This is a genomic window from Bradyrhizobium sp. WBOS08, assembly GCF_024585125.1.
Classification (GTDB): domain Bacteria; phylum Pseudomonadota; class Alphaproteobacteria; order Rhizobiales; family Xanthobacteraceae; genus Bradyrhizobium; species Bradyrhizobium japonicum_B.
This window is the reverse complement of the sequence record NZ_CP028988.1, coordinates 3,979,340-3,999,791: the sequence shown is the minus strand read 5'-3', so window position 1 is coordinate 3,999,791 and position 20,452 is coordinate 3,979,340. Positions and strand designations below refer to the sequence as shown.

At 66.4% G+C, this 20,452-nt stretch carries 2 protein-coding genes (1 of these 2 only partly in view); one reads left to right on the top strand and one right to left on the bottom strand.

Going from position 1 to position 20,452, the window contains the following annotated elements; all coding sequences use genetic code 11:
- The first annotated feature begins 42 nt into the window (after positions 1-42).
- Positions 43-1,764: an SDR family NAD(P)-dependent oxidoreductase gene (locus DCM80_RS18875; RefSeq protein ID WP_257193060.1), complete on the top strand. Its 1,722-nt coding sequence runs from the start codon at positions 43-45 to the stop codon at positions 1,762-1,764.
- Positions 1,765-1,827: 63 nt separating this feature from the next.
- Here DCM80_RS18875 and DCM80_RS18870 read toward each other — a convergent pair whose 3' ends face one another.
- On the bottom strand, positions 1,828-20,452 hold the 3' portion of the coding sequence (locus DCM80_RS18870) for a tandem-95 repeat protein (RefSeq protein WP_257198120.1). The gene runs 14,609 nt beyond the window's last position; 18,625 of the gene's 33,234 nt are visible here — the last part of the coding sequence; the start codon falls outside the window, past its right edge; its stop codon occupies positions 1,828-1,830.

Sequence of the window (20,452 nt, the reverse complement as noted above, 5' to 3'; positions counted from 1 at the left end):
AGCCGCGAAACGACGGCCGAAGAGGTCCTTGCCGACATCGACTTGTCCGGCAAGGTCTATCTCGTCACCGGCGCATCGTCGGGTCTCGGCCGGGAAACCGCTCGCGTCCTGGCATCACGCGGCGCAACCATCATCATGGCGGTGCGCTCACTCGAGAAGGGAGAGGCCGCCGCTGCCGCGATCAAGTCGACCATTCCTGGCGCCAAGCTCGATATCCGCCAAGTCGACCTCGCTTCGTTGGCGAGCGTGCGGGGGTTTACGGAAGGTGTGGCAGCCGGCTACAGCGGACTCGACGGGATCGTCGCAAATGCAGGTGTGATGGCGATCGACCACGCCCTCACCTCGGACGGCTTCGAGATGCAATTCGGGGCCAATCATCTCGGGCATTTCCTGCTCGTCAATCGACTGGCGCCGCTGCTCAAGGCGCGGGCTCCATCGCGGCTGGTCGTCATGACCTCAGGCGCCCATCGGCTGCACAATGTCGACCTCGACGACCCGAACTTCCATCACAAGCCCTACGACCGCTGGGACGCCTACGGTCAATCGAAATCGGCCAATGCTCTGTTCGCCTTGGCCTTCGACGCGCGCCATCGCAACGAAGGCGTTCGTGCGTTCACGGTGGCGCCTGGGATCATCACCGACACCAACCTTCACCACCATCTGACCCAGGACGATTTCGCGCCGCTACGTGCCCGCCAGCCGGAGGTTTCCAACCTTCCGCGCAAAAGTCTTGCCGCCGGAGCCGCGACGATGGTCTGGGCGCTGGTTCATCCCGAGCTGAACGGGCAAGGCGGCCGCTTTCTGGAAGATTGCGGCTTCTCCGAGGTGAACCCGGATCCGCGTCTGCCGAACGGGATCATGCCGTGGGCCCTCGATCACGTCCACGCCGAGGCCGTTTGGGCCTTGTCGGAGCGTCTCATCGGCGAAAGCTTTCCGGTCGACGCCGTGGCCGGCGGGGGCCCGGCATCCGGTGCTCCGCCGTCCTCCAATGCTGTGGCGAGCGGGCTCTCGGTCAATCGCCAGGCAAGCACGGATCGCCTGGTGGGGCAGGCCCTGGAAATATCGCTCGAAGCCGACGGGAAGGCAGCGCTCGAATTCCTGTCCGATGGAGCGTTGCGGTGGAGCGGGCTACCCGGCCTTGCGCTCGGTCGGAGCGGCCTGTGTCCTGTCGATGTGGTCGAGGCCGCGCCAGACGTGCTTCTCATCGTGGCGATGCTGCCACCGCGCACCCGAGAGACGATGGCCATCATCCTGGACTTGAGCACTCATCATGTGCTGTTCATCGCATCGCAACTCGCCGACGATCGGCAGCCCTTCGCGAGAAAGACGCGCGTGACCCAGCGGTTCACGAAGGGACGGCTTGGCGGCTCCCCGTCGCGTCCGCAACTCCCTGTCCCCGAGCCGACGCGCGATCTGATCGGAACACGAGCGATCTACCGCTACAGCGAGGACACGGTCTATGAGCACATCTACCTGAACACGCGCTGGTACTCCTATCAATGCCTGAAGGGCATGCGCAGGGGCGATTGCGGGACGGACGAAGCAAGCTATTGGAAGATCCGCGACGACGTCTATGTCGTCACCTGGCGGGAGATCCTGATCGATCTCGCCGCCGCCTTCGTGTACGACATGAAAGCATGTCGGAGCACCGGCTGCGCCTGGGGAACACCAGGGGGATTGCCGGAGCCCCGGCATATCCTGACCGGAGCCTTCTTTGAAAAGCTGAGCGATGCCGGCTATCCAGCCGACATCGAGCTCGTCTGAGAACGGGAGGTAGGCCGATCGGGAATCCGGCGGGTTTGTTGATACGGCAGGCACAGGGCAGGGTCAGCCGGCGAAGAAATCCACCGGATGCGCTGCCGTGTCCTTGCGCCAAGCGCAATCGGCCGCACCGGCGTTGGCGCCGAACGCCGACATCTCCTGTCGCATCAGCGCGAGGAGCGTGGGCGGCTGATCCGCTGCACCCTCACCGCTCGCCAAGCGCCCAACCCAAGTGTCCGCGTTGACGCCAGGGTACGAAGGAACAGCGGCGTCTGCTCTATCACGCGTTGCGTCCGGCTTGTTCGTCGATGCCGGCTCTGCCATGGCATCCATCGCGCGCCGGAACTGTTCGTCGATCGAGAGTGCTGGATTCGCGGACAGGATCTCCAGCGCCGAAGCCAGAGTTGCGTCCGAGGCCGCGATCAATTGCGGCGCCGTCGCCCGCGTCAATGCGGCATCGACATAGTCCATCGTGCGCTCATCGGTGCGGGTGTAGCTTCCGCGATTGACGATCACGGTGCTGCCGAACTCCCAGGCCGCTTCCGTCGCGGATGCCACCAGATTGATCGACCGCACAGCGGCGGCCGAAAGCGACAATATCTCCCCGTTCTGGGCAGAGCCGTCGCCGTTGCGATCCTGCCAGAGATTGAAGTCCGAGAAGCGAATGTCGTCCGCCGACAGCATTCCGTCGCGGTTGCTGTCGAACGCGCGCAGCCCTTCGAGATCGGAGCGGGCGCCCGCCACATCGTCGGCAAAGCTCAGCTCCGAGATGCCGCTCACGGTTCCGTTGCGATCGCGATCCAGGAACAGGAACGCTTCCGTGGTCCCGATCCAGCTGGTGTCGTCGGCCGTCCCGTCGCCATCGATGTCGAACGTCGCCGAGGACTGGCTGGCGGTCGTGGTCTCCACCCCCAGACCGTCGAGATCGAGGATGATCGGCGCCGCCAGCGTGACCGCCTCGCCATTGCGGAAGATGAGCCGTTCGATGCTCGTGAGCATGTCGACGCCGTCGCTGCCATTCGCCGAAGAATTGTCGGTGACCTGAACCGACCCCGCCGACGTGACGATCGAATAGGTCGACATCACGCCGTTATAATAGGCGGTGTCGATGCCGGTGCCGCCATTGATGGTGTCGTTGCCGGCCATGCCCCAGAACGAATCATCGCCATCATTGCCGTTGAGCGTGTCGGTCCCAGCGCCGCCGGCAAGCCGATCCGCAGCAGCGCCGCCGGTGATGACGTCGTTTCCAGCGCCGCCGTAGATGCTGTTCGGCGCAACGGCGTCACCGACCAGCGTATCGGCGCTCGTGGTTCCCACGACCCAGCCCTCGAAGGCGTTCGAGACGGTGAGGCTGACGGTCGCGGTCGCCGTCGCGACGCCGTCGCTGACCGTATAGGTGAAGCTGTCGGATCCTTCGTAACCGAAATCGGGCGTGTAGTTGACGCTTAGCCCGTCGATCACGACGGTGCCCTTGGGCGCCACGCCGACGGAGACGATCGTCAAATTGTCGCCGTCGATATCCATGTCGTTGGCGAGCAGGCTCGCATGCTCGATTGCGAGCGTGTCGCCATGGGTGACGGAGAACGGACCGTCGGTGGCTGCGACCGGCCTGTCGTTGACAGGCGTGATCGTCAGGGCGAAGACGTCGCTGGCCGTGAGCGCGCCGTCACTGGCCGTGACCAGGATGTCGATGGCGCCGTTGAAATTGAGCGGCGGGGTGCCGGTAAACCGGGCGCCGGTCAGCGTCAGCCAGGACGGCAGCGGGCTGCCATCCGCCAGCGTCGCCGAATAGGTCAAGGCATCGCCATCGACGTCGGTGAAGCGACCGGTCGGGATCGTGTAGGAGATCGCGACGTCCTCGGCCGAATTGACGTCGGACAGCGGCACCGACAGCACCGGCGCATCGTTCACCGGCGTGATCGTCAGCGTAAAGATATCGCTGGCCGACAATGCGCCGTCGCGGGCGGTGACCTTGATGCTGAGCGTGCCCTTGTAATTCGCCGGCGGCGTGCCGGTGAACGTGGTGCCGTCGAAGCTCAGCCAGGCCGGCAATGCGGCGCCGGTGGAGAGCGTCGCCGTGTAGGTCAGCGTATCGCCGTCGAGATCGGTGAAGCTGCCGGCGGGAAGCACGATCGACAACGGCGCATCTTCCGGAGACGATACGTCGGGGAGCGGCACCGACAGCACCGGCGCGTCGTTCTTCGGCGTGATCGTCAGCGTGAAGACGTCGGAGGCCGAGAGTGTGCCGTCGCTGGCGGTGACCAGGATGTCGATGGCGCCGTTGAAGTTGAGCGGCGGGGTGCCGGTAAACCGGGCGCCGGTCAGCGTCAGCCAGGACGGCAGCGGGCTGCCATCCGGCAGCGTCGCCGAATAGGTCAAGGCATCGCCATCGACGTCGGTGAAGCGACCGGTCGGGATCGTATAGGAGATCGCGACGTCGTCGGCCGAATTGACGTCGGACAGCGGCACCGACAGCACCGGCGCATCGTTCACCGGCGTGATCGTCAGCGTAAAGATATCGCTGGCCGACAATGCGCCGTCGCGGGCGGTGACCTTGATGCTGAGCGTGCCCTTGTAATTCGCCGGCGGCGTGCCGGTGAACGTGGTGCCGTCGAAGCTCAGCCAGGCCGGCAATGCGGCACCGGTGGAGAGCGTCGCCGTGTAGGTCAGCGTATCGCCGTCGAGATCGGTGAAGCTGCCGGCGGGAAGCGCGATCGACAGCGGCGCATCTTCCGGAGACGATACGTCGGGGAGCGGCACCGACAGCACCGGCGCGTCGTTCTTCGGCGTGATCGTCAGCGTGAAGACGTCGGAGGCCGAGAGTGTGCCGTCGCTGGCGGTGACCAGGATGTCGATGGCGCCGTTGAAATTGAGCGGCGGCGCGCCGGTAAACCGGATGCCGGTCAGCGTCAGCCAGGACGGCAGCGGGCTGCCATCGGCCAGCGTCGCCGAATAGGTCAACGTATTGCCGTCGACATCGGTGAAGCGGCCGGCCGGGATCGTATAGGAGATCGCGGCGTCCTCGGCCGAATTGACGTCGGACAGCGGCACCGACAGCACCGGCGCATCGTTCACCGGGGTGATCGTCAGCGTAAAGATATCGCTGGCCGACAATGCGCCGTCGCGGGCGGTGACCTTGATGCTGAGCGCGCCGTTATAGTTCGCAGGCGGCGTGCCGGTGAAGGTGGTGCCGTCGAAGCTCAGCCAGGCCGGCAATGCGGCACCACTGGAGAGCGTCGCCGTGTAGGTCAGCGTATCGCCATCGAGATCGGTGAAGCTGCCGGCGGGAAGCGCGATCGACAGCGGCGCATCTTCCGGCGACGTCACGTCGGGGAGCGGCACGGAAATCACCGGCGCATCGTTCTTCGGCGTGATCGTCAGGGTGAAGACGTCGCTGGCCGAGAACGCGCCCTCGCTGGCGGTGACCAGGATGTCGATGGCGCCGTTGAAATTGAGCGGCGGCGTGCCGGTAAACCGGGCGCCGGTCAGCGTCAGCCAGGACGGCAGCGGGCTGCCATCAGCCAGCGTCGCCGAATAGGTCAACGTATTGCCGTCGACATCGGTGAAGCGGCCGGCCGGGATCGTATAGGAGATCGCGGCGTCCTCGGCCGAATTGACATCGGACAGCGGCACCGACAGCACCGGCGCGTCGTTCACCGGCGTGATCGTCAGCACGAAGATGTCGCTGGCCGACGACGCACCGTCACTGGCCGTGACCCTGATACTGACCGTGCCGTTATAGTTCGCCGGCGGCGTGCCGGTGAACGTGATGCCGTCGAAGGAGAGCCAGGCCGGCAGCGCGGCTCCGCTGGAGAGCGTCGCCGTGTAGGTCAGCCGGTTGCCGTTGACGTCGGTGAAGCTGCCCGCGGGGATCGCGACCGACACCGCGGTGTCTTCCGGCGAGGAGACGTCGGGCAGCGGGACCGACACCACGGGCGCATTGTTCACGGACGGGATCGTCAGGCGGAACACATCGCTCGCCGAGAGCGAACCGTCGCTCGCCGTGACCAGGATGTCGATCGTGCCGGTATAGTTGGTCGGCGGCGTGCCGTCGAATGTCGCACCATCAAAGACCAGCCACGAGGGCAGCGCGCTGCCGTCGGCCAGTGTTGCGGTGAGCGTCAGCGTGTCGCCGTCGAGATCGGTGAAGCTGCCGGCCGGAACCGGGATCGTGACGCGGACGTTCTTCGGCGAGACGATATCGGCCAGCGGCTGCGCCAGCACCGGCACGTCGTTCACCGGGGTGATCGTCAGGCGGAAGACGTCGCTCGCGGTGAGCGTGCCGTCGGTGGCGACGATCTCGATGTCGATCGCTCCGTTGTAGTTCGCCGGCGGGGTGCCGGTGAACGTCGTGCCGTCGAAGCTGAGCCAGGACGGCAGCGCGCTGCCGTCGGCCTGTGTCGCGACATAGGTCAGCGCATCGCCGTCGACATCGGTAAAGCTGCCAGCCGGGATCGTGATCGAGACCGGGGCGTCTTCCGGCGACGAGACGTCCGCCAGCGGCTGCGCCACGACCGGCGCATCGTTCGCCGGCATGACGGTCACGCGGAACACGTCGCTCGCCGTGCGTTCGCCGTCGCTGGCCGTGACCAGGATATCGAAGCTGCCATTGAAGTCCGCCGGTGGCGTTCCGGTGAAAGTCGCGCCGTCGAAGCCGAGCCAGGACGGCAGCGCGCTGCCGTCGGCGAGCGTCGCCGAATAGGTCAGCGGATCGCCATTGGGGTCCGTGAAGCTGCCGGCCGGGATCGCGATCGAGAGTGGCGCGTCCTCGGACGAGGAGACGTCGGCCAGCGGCACCGACAGGACCGGCGCATCATTGGCCGGAGCGATCGACACCAGCAGCTCCCGCACGGTCTGCGCGGTGCCGTCAGACGCCGCGATCTCGAGCTGGATCATGCCATTGAAATTGGCGGGCGGATCACCGCTCAGCAGCCGCGTCTGCGCATCATATGTGAGCCATGCCGGCAGCGCCGCGCCGTCCTTGCCCCGGATCTCGACCAGCAGCGCGTCACCATCGACGTCGCTGACGAAGCCGGCCGGCAAGACCACGCTGAAGTGCCGATCCTCGATTCCCTTGAGCACGGGAACCGCGGAGATGACGGGGGCGTCGTTGACCGCCGCCACGCTGATATTGACCCGCGTCGTCGCAGTCAGGCCGGTCGAATCCTCGATCTCGTAATCGAACCACGCCGGCCCGTTGAAATCGACGTTCGGCGTGATCTGGAGCTGGCCGAAGCCGAGATCGGTGACCGTGACACCCGATGTTGCGACGACCCGGGTGAGCACGAACGCCTGCCGGTCGGCATCGCTGTCGTTGGCCAGAAGCTGGCTCGCGAACAGTGTCAGCGGCGAGTCCTCGCGCACGTCCAGCGTATCGGGGCGCGCGACCGGGGCGTCGGCGACCGGCAGCACGTTGATGGTGACGGTGGTCGAGACCGCGAAATCCTGCTCGTTCTTGACGGAGTAACGCAGCACCAATTCGCCGTTGAAGTCGCCGGCCGGCGTGACGCGATACTTGCCGTTCGCGAGCAGCTCGGCGCCCTCGAGCCCGACGAAGATCAGGGTCGATCCCTCGGGCGTGACGTCGTTCGCCATCAGCGCGGCGGGATCGATGTCGATGAAATCGTCTTCGAGCACCTCGAAGCCGGCATCCGACACCGGAATCGGCAGCGGCACGTCGGGCGCGACCAGCAGCGTCACGAAGCCGACGCTCGAGACGCCATGACTGTCGGTGACACGATAGTGGAAGCCGGCATCGCCGATATAGCCGGCGTTCGGCGTGAAGACGGCGGTCGAGCCGACGCGAACCACCGTGCCCTGGTCGCCGTCGAACACCTCGACGATTTCGAAGCTGTCGCCTTCGACGTCACGGTCGTTGGCGATCAGCGCGGCAAAGTCGATCGTGATCGCCTGGTCCTGGGTCGTCCTGAACACACCCTGGGGATCGTTGGCCGTCCCCGCTCCGTCCGGATTGGCGATCGGCGCATCGTTCACGGCCGCGACATTGAAGGTCACGGTCCCGGTCGAGGTCCTGCGTCCGTCGGAGATCGTGTAGCTGAAACTGACCGCGCCGCTGATGTTCTCGTTCGGCACGAACTGCCATCGTCCGTCGGGCAGCTCTACGATGCGGCCGTTGCCGGCGCTGCGCGACAGCGACTGGAAGGTGATGGTGTCGCCGTCGGCATCACTGTCGTTGCCGAGCAGGTCGGCGGTGGTGAACTCGAACGGCGTGTCCTCGTCGGTCGCGAACACGTCGGTCGCAGCGATCGGCGCGCGGTTGGTCGAGGCGACGTTGACCTTGACCTTGCCCGTGCTCGAGCCATTGGTGTCGTCGGTCACGATGTACTCGAACGAGGCGACACCCTCGAAATTGTGGTCGGGCGTGAACACGATGTGAGTGCCGTCGAAGCTGACGGTGCCATGCGTGGCGTTGGCGACGCCGACGAAGCGGATCGGGTTGTTGTCGACGTCGTAGTCGTTGGCGAGCAGCGTCGCCGGGTCGATCAGCAGCGGCGTGTCCTCGATCGCCGCGACCGTATCCTCGACCGTGGTCGGCGGATCGTTGACGGCGGCGACATGCACGATGGCCGAGCCGGTGGACGGGCCTTCGCGATCGTCGGTCACGACATAGCTGAAGCCGTCATCGCCGGAGAAGGCGTCCGCCGGCGTATAGACGGCATAGGCTCCGGCATTGCCGTCGAAGTGCTGGGTCAGCGTTGCGCTCTGGCTGTCGCCACCGAGCGTCCGCGTGAAGCGGATGTCGAGGTTCGAGGCGAACGCCAGCGGCACGTCGCCCGAGAGCGCGCCGGTCGCGCTGTCGATGGTGAGCCAGCTCGGCAGCGCCGAGCCGTCCGCGAGCGTCGCGCTCCAGACCGCGCCATCGAGCTGGCCGAGCCCGGCCGGCGGCGCGATGCTGGCATGGGCGAGCTCGACGACGAGCGAGGCGCCCGCCGGCTGGCCCAGCGACAGAATCCGCAACGCATCGCGGTCGCGATCGAAGTCGTTGCGCAGCAGATCGGTCACCGCGAAGCGCGTGGACTGGCCCTCGCGTCCCGTCAGATTGTCGACCGCTGCGTCCGGCCACTCGCGCGTCGGCTTCACGTCATAGAAGATCAGCGCCGGATTGCCGGAGACGCCACCCTTCTCGTCGGTGCCGTCGTAGCTCAGCACGACCGTGCCGTTGAAGTCGGTCGGAACCAGGAGGTTGATCTGCTCGGGCGAGACGACGGTGGAGGCCGGGAACGGCACAATCTTGAAGGTATCGTCGACCACGGCTTCGGTGATGATCGACATCGCCGGATGGCCGTTGCCCGCGGCGATATCGAGGCGGACCGGCACCGCGCCGACCCAGTTGGCCGGCGGCATGCCGGAGAAGGTGAAGGTGGCGGGGTCGAAGCTCAGCCAGTCCGGCAGCGGCGCCCCGCTCTCGCGCGTCGCGGTGATCGCACCGGCACCCTTCAGGTCGATCGCGAACAGGCCTTGGCCCGCGAAATAGGAATCGCCCTCCAGCGCCTGGTTGATCGCCGTCATCTGGCTCGCGAGATCGCCGTGCGGATCGACGACGAATTCCAGCGTGAAGCCGCGATTGCTCGAGGCGTAGGTCCCGTCGGGAAGCACGCGCGGCGGCGGCGTGAACACGACCTGCAGGCGCGCCAGCTGGGCATCCGCATCCACCGCGAAGCCGCTGAGGCCGACCGTGCGCGTCGCTGCGTCGAAGGCCAGCCAATCCGGCAACGGGCGGCCGCCGATGATCGAGGCCGAAACCGTCCCGCCCTTGGTGTCGAGCAGCGCGATCTGGCTGTCATAGCTGACGCCGGCCGGCAGCGCGGCCGGATCCAGCATCATGCTGTCGGTGAAGGTCGTCGGATCGCCGCCGCCTGCTGCGGTATAAGTAAAGGTGAGCTGAACGCTGATCGGATCCGTCGTCCCTTCCGGTGGCGTGCCCGTGAACTGCAGCGTCTGGGCGTTGAAGCTGAGCCAGGACGGCAGCACGGAGCCATCGGCAAGCCCGGCCGTGACGGTCGTGCCCGCATCGAGATCGGACGCATCGAATTCGTAGTCGACCGCGAAGGCGGAACGGATCTCGTAGCCCTCGAGGACATCGGTCCTGGCATCGAAGCCGCCCGAAATATCGCCTTCCGTCAGCTCGAACCGCGTGTTGAAGATCCGTCCGTTCGAGGGATCGCGCACCCAGACGTCGACGGAGAGCGGGTCCATTCCGGCCGGCGGCGATCCCGCAAACCGCATGGTGGCGGGATCGAACTGCAGCCAGGCCGGCAGCGCCGAGCCGTCGGCCAGGGCCGCGCTGACCTCGTAACCGTCCGACAGATAGCGGTGATCGATCACGCCGAGCACGGGCGAGCGCTTGAAGAACAGCACGTCGCCGTCAGCGTCGATATCGTTGCCGAACGCCTCGGCGGGGATCACGAACAGCGGACCGTCTTCCAGGCCGCTGACATAGTCGTTGCGCAGAATCGGAGCTTCGTTGCGCGGCAGCACCGTGATCGCGACATAGGCGGACGAAGTGCCGCCACGGCCGTCGCTGATCGTGTACTGGAAGCCGGCGGCGCCGTTGTAATCCGGCGTCGGCCGGAACTCGATCATGCCGTCGTCGCGCAGGCGGACCTTACCGCCGTCGGCGAACCGGGCGATGCTGTCGAGCACCAGCGTATCGCCGTTCTCGTCGGTGTCGTTGGCCAGGATCGTCGCCGGGTCGATCAGGAGGATCTGGTCCTCGAGCGTCCGGGAGCCATAGTCGTTGTAGGCCTTCGGCGCGTCGTTGAGCGGCTTGACCTTGAAGTCGTAGGTCAGGGTCGCCGCCGCGCCGCGCGCGTCGATCACGTCATATTCGATGCTTGCCGGGCCGAGCGAGGCCGGCGTGAAGGTGATGGTGCCGGTCGCCTGGTCGAACACCAGGCTGCCATTGTTGGCGGGGTTGTCGTCGAGACCGCCATGCAGGCCGACGAAGGTGAAACTGTCGCCCTCGATGTCGTAGGTGTTGGCCAAGAGGTCGGCGACCGTAACGGTGGTATCCTGGCCGAGACGGATCCAGCGATAGGTGTCGCGATCACGCGGCGCGTCGTTGACCGGCGAGATCGAGATCTCGACCCTGGCGGTCGAGGTCGCGCCGCTGGCGTCGGCCAGCGTGTAGACGAAGCCTGCCGCACCGAAATAGTCCGGACGCAGCTTGAACTGGATGTAGTCGCCATCCAGCTGCGCGGTGACGTTGCTGCCCTCGAAGCGGTAGTCGGGATCCTTGTAACTGTCGATCGCCTGTCCGGACGCGTTGGTCAGCGGCGCGATCGAAACGATGTGCAACTCTTCCAAATCGGCGTCGCCATCGATGTCGAAATCGTTGGCGAGCAGGGTATCGATCCGGATCCGCAGGATCTGGTCCTCGACGGCGTAGACCAGCGCATCATCCACCGCCGTCGGCGCGTCGTTGATCGCCGCGAGATCGACCTCGACCCGCGCGGTGGATTCGCGGCCGAACTGGTCGCGCACGGTGTAACTGAAGAAGGCATCGCCGTTGTAGTTCGGCGCGCCGAGGAATTCGATCTGTCCGTCCTCGCGGACACGCACCGTGCCGTTCACGGCATTGCCGACGCCGGCGAGCGTCAGGTTGACTGCGCTGTCGGCGTCGTTGGCGAACAGAGTCGCCGGGTCGATCACGACCGGCTCGTCCTCGACGCCGAGATGCACGATGTCGTCGGCTGCATTGAAGCGCCCGAGCTGCTGCAGTTGATCGATCCGGTCGCGGGTCCAGACCGTGCCGTTGGCGAACACGATCTCCTCGATGCCGCTCTCGGCCCCGACGAAGTGGTCGGTGACGCGCACGGTGTCGATCAGGAAGCCATCCTGCCGCTCGAATTCGAGGAGGAGGTCATTGCCCTCGCGGACGACGGACAAGTCCTTCGGCGCGATCGCCGACGACAGCACCAGGCGGTCGGTGTCGGTCTCCGCGCCCTGCTCGGTGATGACGTCCTGGCCGTCGTCGAAGCCGAACACATAGGTATCCGAGCCGGCCCCGCCGCCGATGGCGTCATCGCCGCGAAGTCCCTGGAACCGGTCGTCGCCGGCGCTGCCGGTGAACTGGTCGTTCCAAAGCGAGCCGACCAGCATCTCGATCGAGGTGAGCTGGTCGCCGGCCGCTTCGCCGGCGGTGCCGAGGCCGGCCGCCAGATTGACCGCGACGCCCTCGTCGGCCTTGCTGTAATCGGCGATGTCGAAGCCGCCGCGTCCATCGATGACATCGGCGCCGCGTCCGCCGCGGATGCGGTTGTCGCCGGCGTCGCCTCTGATCGTATCGTCCTGATACGAGCCCTGAATGATCTCGATCCCGGAGAAGGTATCGCCGAGCGCATCGCCGCCGCCGGCCGCACCGTCGGCCATGTCGACGGTGACCCCTTCGGTCGACAGCGTGTAGTCGGCCGTATCGATGCCCTCGCCGCCGGTCAACTGGTCGGCGCCACGGCCGCCGATCAGGGTGTCGTCGCCGGCATTACCGACCAGAATATCGTTGCCGCGACCTCCCGACAGGATGTTGGCGAGTACATCGCCTTCCAGCGTGTCGTCGGCATCGCTACCGGTCAGGTTCTGGATGTTGGTCAGAACATCGCCTTCGGCATCGCCGCCATGGGCCGTGCCTGATGCCAGCGAGATCGACACACCGGTGGCGCCGAAGCTGTAATCGGCCGTGTTGCTGCCAAGGCCGCCGTCGAGCATGTCGGCCCCTGCTCCGCCGTTCAGGACGTCGTCGCCCGCGCCGCCCAGCAGGACGTCGTTGCCGCCGCGCCCCTCGAGGAGGTCGTTGCCGTCGCGGCCTTCGAGCCGGTTGTCGCCGGCATCGCCGCCGAGCTGATCGGCATATTGCGAGCCGATCAGCGCCTCGATGCCGATATAGGTGTCGCCTTGCGCGTAGCCGCCCTGGCCGACGCGCGATTCGAGGTCGGCGCGCACGAGGAAATCGGAGTTCTCGAAGCTGACGGTATCATAGCCGTCGCCGCCCGTGATGCGGTCGGCGCCATCGCCGGCGTCGATCCAGTCGTCGCCGGCGCCTGCATCGATCTGATCGTCGCCATTGCCGGCCTCGATCCGGTCGTTGCCGCCGCCGCCCAGCACGAAGTCGTTGCCGCCGAGCGCCTGGATCAGATCCGCGCCCTCGGTGCCGACGAGGTAGTCGGCCTTCGCCGTGCCGCGCAGCAGGCCGTTATAGCTGTCGGCCACCGACGCCATCGCAAAGCCGGTGTCGGTCGCGCCATCGGCGTCGGCAATGCGGTACTCGACCGCGACCTGGCCGGTAAAGCCGGCCGGGAAGCGTACGACGATGAACGTCCCGCCGTTCCATTCGACCAGCTCGGCCGTGCCGCGCGGTACGCGCTGGCCGAGCGCAAGCGCATCCGCGTCGTAGACGCCATCGACGCCGACGAAGGTCGGGCGGGCACGGTTCGGGTTGTCGAGATCGTCATCGATCACGCCGTCGCCGTCATGGTCGGCCTGCTCGATGTCGTAGTCGTTCTTCAACAGATCCGTGACGCGCAGCACCAGCGGCGCGTCGAGCGGCGTGACGAATCCTTCGTCCTGGCCGACAGTCGGATCGTCGTTGGTGGGAACGATGACGATGTCGACATAGCCCTCCGCCGAACCGTCGGCATCGTCGGTCACCCCGTAGACGAAGCCAGAGCCCTGGCTCGCATCCCGGTTCGGCGTGAACACCAGATTGCCATCGGCGTCGAACTCGATCGTGCCGTTCAGCTTCTGGCCGGCATCGCCGCCGAACACCAGCGCATCCGCGGTCGTCGACAGCCGCCAGCCCAGGAAGCGGAGCGGATCGCGATCCAGATCCGTGTCGTTGGCGAGCAGCGACGCGATCGGAATGACGGTGGGGATGTCCTCGTTCACGTAGATCACGTCGCGATGCGCGACCGGCGGGGCGTCGCCGACGTTGTCGAACCACATCGTGACGGTGGCGCCGTCGACCGCGCCTTCATTGTCGCGGACGAGGTAGCTGAAAGTCGCCTCACCCCAGAAGTCGGCATCCGGCGTGAAGATGATCGTGCCGTGGTCGGTGACTTCGATGTCGCCATGCACCGCGTTGCCGGCGCTCTCGAACTGAACCGCGAAACCTTCGATATCGCCGTCGTTCTTGAGCAGCTCGATGATCGGGATCTCGATCGCGTGGTCTTCCGTGCCGCGCAGGATCGGCAGGGCTTGGTCGGTGTAGCTGTCGTTGCGGGCATCCGGCAGGTCGTTGACCGGCTGATAGGCCAACGTGGCGCGAGCCCAGGCGATACCGCCGTGGCCGTCGTCAACCTGATATTCGAACCAGGCATCGCCGTTGAAATTGGCCGCGGGCGTGAACAGGACGGTGTTGTTCTCGAGCAGCACGGCGTTGCCGCCATGGCTGTTGCGGACGGCGGTGACCGTCATCGTCTCGCCGTCGTGCTCGATATCGTTGGCGAGCAGCCGATCGGCCCCGACCACGATCGGATTGTCCTCGCGGATCGGATCGCCGTTGTCGGTCGTCTCGAAGCGATCGTCGTGCAGCTCCGGCGGATCATTCACGGGGGTGACGGTGAAATTGACCCGGCCTGTCGAGGTCGCCCCGCTCGGGTCCGCGACGACGTAGTCGAAGTGGGCGTTGCCCCAGAAATAGGCGCGGGGGGTCACATGGATTAGGCCATCGTCGCCGATCGTGACGGTGACATCGGCGTTGGAGATCACCGACTGCACCGTGAGCCCGTCGTGGTCGATATCGGTGTCGTTGACGCTGAGCGTGGCCGGATCGAGGGTGAAGCCCGTGCTTTCGGGCGTCGCATCGACCGTATCGTCATGCGCGACCGGCGCATCGTTGACCGCGGTGACCTGGATCGTCACCTTGGCTTCGGCCCGGCCTCCTTCGGGCGTGTTCGCCACGTAGCTGAATTCGGCGATGCCGTTGAAATCGGCGTTCGGCGTGAAGGTGATGTTGCCGTCGCTCGCCAACGCGACCGTACCGTTGACGGCCTGATAGACCTGGCCGACGATCATGCGGTCGCCGTCGAGGTCGTTGGCCAAGAGCCGCTCGACGCGGATCACCAGCGAGCCATCCTCCGCGACAGTGAAGCCCGTGTCCGGATAGGCCGTTGCGACCGGACGCACCTTGAGATCGATCGAGGCCGTGGCGAAGCCGTTGTGGCCGTCTGAAATCGTATAGCTGATCGAGGCGGAGCCGTAATAGCCGTTGGTCGCGGTGTAGTGGATGTTGCCCTGGCTATCGATCGTGGCAACGCCGGAATCGCCAGCATCGACGCCGACGATCGTCAGCGCATCGCCGTCCGCGTCGAAATCGTTGCGCAGCAGATCGGTCGCCTTGATGACGAGCTCGACGCCGGTGGTGACCGAGAAGAAGCCGTCACCCAGGGCCGTCGGGGCGCGGTTGCCCAGCAGCTCCCGCAGCGTCTCCTTGGTCCAGGTCACGCCGTCGGCGAAGACGTAGCTCTCGATGCCCTTGGCATCGGTCGAGAGCGCATCGAACACGGTGAGGCTGTCGGCGCTGTTGCCGGTGAAGCGGATGACGACGGCATCCGATCCACGATAGAGCTGCTCGACCTGGGCTTCCGTCGAGGCGAAGTCCGCGATCTGGACGCGGTCGGTGCCATTGGTTCCGGAATCGACGACCGTGTCGTTGCCGGCCCCGCGCCCGAACAGATAGAGATCGTCGCCGGCAGCGCCCGAGAGCAGATCGTTGCCCGCCCGCGCGGCGAAGGTGTCGTTGCCGTCGAAGCCGTAGACATTGTCGTTGCCGGTGCCGTCGATATCCGACAGCGCGCGGACCCGCATCGCGTCGCGGTTCCAGACCGTGCCGTCGGCGAAACGGATCGACAGGCCGAACGACGGATTGTTCGACGGACTGAGGGCGTCGATCAGCACCACACGATCGCCCGCGCCCGAGAACGAGAGCACGAGATCGTTGCTGTCAGGGCCGGCGCGAACGGCGGAGACGACGCCTGCGACGTTGTAGTCGGTCAGGCTCAGGACGTCGGTACCCTTGCCGACCGCGTTGATCCGGTCGTCGCCGTCGCCGCGGCGATAGAGATAGGTATCGTTGCCGTAACCGCCGTCGATCAGGTCGTTGCCCTTGCCGCCCATCAGCGTGTCGGCGCCGTCGGTGCCGATGATGATGTCGTTGCCGTCGGTGGTGAGGCTGGCGAGGATCGCGAGCTTCATATCGGCGACGGTGTACTGCGTGCCGTCGGCGAGCGCGATCGTCTCGACCCCGGCGGAGTTGGCGCCGAGCGCATCGACGATGACGATCTGGTCGGTGGTCCCGGCAAAGCGGATCGCGACATCGTCGCTGTCGGCGGCGATGCGGTGGAAGCTGATCTCGGCCGCGGTGTAGCCGCTGATCTCGAGCCGATCGGCCGCGGACGAGGCCTTGTCGTTGATGACGTCGCTGCCGTCGCCGCGGGCAAAGCTGTAGGTGTCGTTGCCGGCAGCACCGGACAGATGATCGTTGCCGAGACCGCCGATCATGACGTTGCTGCCGGCATCGCCGGTCAGCGCGTCGTCGGCGAAGCTCGGCGCGCGCGCGATCAGATCAGACGTTCCCCACACCGTGCCGTCGGCAAAGCGGATCGTCTCGATGCCGCCTGCGCCGAGCGCGCCCTCGATGGTGACGCGCGCGCCGGTCGACTTGACGATCAGCGTGAAGTTGGCGCCATCCTCGCTCTGCGAGACGGTGATGTCGTCAGGCGCGATATCCGCCGCCAGCAGCAGCGTGTCATTACCGGCGGCGTCGGCGATGCGGTCGTGGCCGCCATGGGCTGCGAACCGGTAGGTGTCGTCGCCGGTGCCGCCTTCGAGGCGATCGTTTCCGGTGCCGCCGTCGAGGTCGTCAGCCCCGCCATTGCCGATCAGTCGGTCATCGCCGGCGCCGCCGGCCAGCGAATTATCGAGATCGTCTGCGCGAATGACGTCGTCGCCGTCGGTCGCGGTACGGGCGAGCGCGATCAGGGTCGACGCGGTCCAGACCGTGTCATCGGCGAAGGTGACGCGCGAGACGCCCATGTCCGCCGTCGCCGGAGCGCCGAAATCGACCCGATCACCGGTGCCGATGATTTCGAGCACCAGATTGGTGGCGCCGCGCACGACGCGGATATCGGTCGACAGGATACCGGCCGCGAAGCTCAACGTGTTGATCCCTGACGTGTCGAGGATGACGTCCTGGCCGTCGCCGCGGGCGAACACATAGGTGTCGTCGCCGCCTGCACCCTGCAGCACATCGTTGCCGGTGCCGCCGATCAACGTATCGGCCCCCGCGCTGCCTTTCAGCGTGTCATTGCCCGCCTTGCCGTCGAGGGTGACGAGATCGCCCTGGAAGCTCGCGGGAACCGCAAGCACGTCGTCGCCGCTCGATCCCTGCAGGGAACGGGTCAGCACGTCGTTCCAGGTCCACGTGGTGCCGTCGGCAAAGGCGATCGTCTCGATGGCGCTGGCGCCGTCGAGCGCGCCGATGACGCGCACCCGGCCGCCTTCGTTGTTGATCCGCAATTCGACGTCGCGGCCGATTTGCACGACGCCGACATCGGCGGCTGCGATTCCAGCAGCGAATTCCAGGCGATCGCTGCCGTCGAGATCGGCGATGGTGTCGCGGCCGTCGCCGCGCGCGAAGCGGTAGACGTCCGTGCCGATGCCGCCGGACAGCTGATCGTCGCCCTGGCCACCTTCGAACACATCCGTGTCGGTGGCGAAGCTGCCGTCGCCGTAACCGCTGATGACGTCATCGCCCGAGCCGCCCGACATGATGTCGCTGCCGCCGCCGCCGACCATGACGTCGTTGCCTTCCTGGCCAGCGATCAGGTCGTTGCCGAGGCCGCCGTCGATCACGTCGTTGTCGGCGCCGCCGGCCAGCCGGTCGTTGCCGCCGAAGCCATTGATGACGTCGTTGCCGCCATTGCCGTAAATGCGGTCATCGAGGGCGCTGCCGTTGAGGACGTGGCCGGCATCGTCGTCATTGATGCTGATCGAATTGTCGATCGCGATCGGGACGCCGTCGAAATTGGCCGAGGTCAGCGTGGCAACATCGACGCCGAGCAGGCGCACCAGCTCCTGGTCAGGCCCTGAACCTGCCCGCATCATGACCAGCGCATCGCTGCCCGATTGCGCCAGGAAGATGCTGCCGCCCTCGAACGGATTCGGATTGCTAGTCATCAGGCGGATGACGTCGCCGCCGGCGCCCGCCTGGAAGTCGGTGATGACGTCGGCGACGATGGGCGACGCACCCTGCCGCACCGGCAGATAGTAATAGGTGTCGCGACCGGCGCCGCCGGTCAGCCTGTCGACCGAACCGTCGGCGGAGATGTCGCCGAACTGATCGTTGCCGGCACCGCCGGACAGGATGTCGGCCCCCTCGCCGCCTTTCAGATAATCGTCGCCCGTACCGCCGGTCAGCACGTCATCGGCGGCACTCCCGGCCAGGAACTCGCCCGTGACGGCGACGTCCTCGACCAGGCGGCCACGCACGTCGGCAAGCGACAACGTCATTCCGTCGGCCGCGATCTCGAAGGCATCGACAAGATCGTTTGCGCTGCTGCCGAGACCGTTGCGGACGATGATGCGATCGGCGCTCCCCGCGAAGCGGATGATCAGGTCCTGACCGAGCGCGCCGAAGCGGATCTGCGACAGGCCATAGCCTTCGATCCGCACCGTATCGTTCGTGGCATCGCCGCCTTCGGTGATCGTGTCGTTGCCGTCACCGGCCGCGAACACGTAGGTATCGGCACCGGCTCCGCCCGACAGCGCATCGTTGCCGAGACCGCCGACCAGACCGTCGTCTCCCGTCCCACCATTGAGCGTGTCGTCACCGCCGCCGCCGAGCAGCACGTCGTTGCCGCCGAGGCCGGAGAGATTGTCGCTGCCGCCGCGCCCATCGAGGCGGTTGGCGTCGCTGCTGCCGACCATGGTGTCGGCGCCATCCTCGCCGATATACGACTGATCCCTCAGATCGTTCATCGTCCAGACGGTGCCGTCGGCGAAGGCGATGCTCTCGATCAAATTGCTCGCATTCGCGATCACATCGGTGAGCTTGAGCTCTTCGCCGGTGTCGCGAATCCGCAGGACGAGGCTGCGCCCGTCGAGCGAGGTGACCTTGACGTCGCCGGGCGCGACGCCGGCGCCGATCTCGACGCGATCGATCCCGCCGGTGTCGGTGAGCGTGTCGCTGCCGTCGCCGCGGCCCCAGCGGTAGACGTCGTCGCCTTGCCCGCCAAGCAGCGTGTCGTTGCCGGTGCCGCCGACCAGGATATCGGCGCCGTTCGCGCCGGTCAGGGTGTCATCGCCGGCTTCGCCGAGCAGCGTGGCCGCGCCGAAGGCGATCAGGCTGTCGTTGCCCGCGCCGCCCGCGAGGGTCTCGCCGTTGGTGGTGCCGAGAATGATGTCGGCGCCCGCGGTCGGCGTCTTCCATCGCGCCGCGATGTCGGCGAAGCTCCAAACGGTGCCGTTGGCGAAGATGAACTTCTCGATGGCCCTGCCGTCGGTGACCGAGCCGTTGTTGATGGTGATGCGGTCGTCGCTGTTGCCGAATGTGACGACGAGCGTCGAGGAATTGCCGGCCAGTGCGACCCTGACGTCTGCCGGATCGATGCCGGCGCCGAATTCGATCTGGTCGATTCCATTTGCGTCGGTGATGATGTCCTGACCATCGCCTGCCGCGAAGCGATAGACGTCGTTGCCCTGGCCGTCGACCAGGTTGTCGTTGCCCTTGCCGCCGATCAGGATGTCGATGCCGGCATCGCCGTTGATGGTGTCGTTGCCGCCATTGCCATTGAGCGTGTCGTTGCCGTTGCCGCCGGAGATGACATCGTCTCCGGCACCGCCCTGGACGAGATCGTTGCCGTCGAGGCCGGACAGGACGTCGTTGCCGACCGCCGAGCTCGGGACGGCTTCCGCACGCGTCAGGCTCACATTGTCGAGGGAGGCGCCGACGCCGTCCTGGTTGCCGGTGCCGCGGAAGCTGAGCTGGTTGGTGCCGGCGGCTGCCGTCACCAGCACGCTGGAGCGCACCATCGCCGTGCCGGTATTGTTGAAGCTCGCGACCACCGTGCCGTTCCACAGCACGTCGAACGAGCCGTTCCAGTCCCAGGTGCGGTTGGCATGGTCGAACTGCACCAGGAACGTCTCGCCCTCGGTGAGTCCGGTCACGTCCTGGGCGATCTGCACATTGCTGCCGCCGGTGCCTGCCCCGTCGAGATCGAGCCAGTAATTGCCATTGGTTGCGGCGACGCCATTGTAGCCGGAGGTGATCTGCTCGATGCCGAGCGTCGTCGCCGGCTGCGTGCTGTTGATCCGGCTCCAGCCCGGCAACGTCGTTGCCGAGTAGCCCCAGCTTTGCGGGCTGGCATCCGCGGCAAGCTGCTCGAAGCTGCCGTTGACGATGAGGTTGGGACCGACCGGCCGCCATTGGACCGATCCACCGCCGTTGATGTCGTCCGCGGCGGCCGTGCCGGTCAGGGTGTCGCTGCCGGCGGTACCGACCATCTGTGCGCCACCAGCCGAACTCACCAGCGTCGGCCGGTTCGAATAGGTCAGGCGCGCCTCGATATCGGCGGCGCTCCATACCGTGCCATTGGCGAAACGGACTTGCGAGATCACGGCGTCGTGGCCGTAGCGCGAGACCCAGACGCGATCCTCGGTGCCGGCAATGGACAGATAG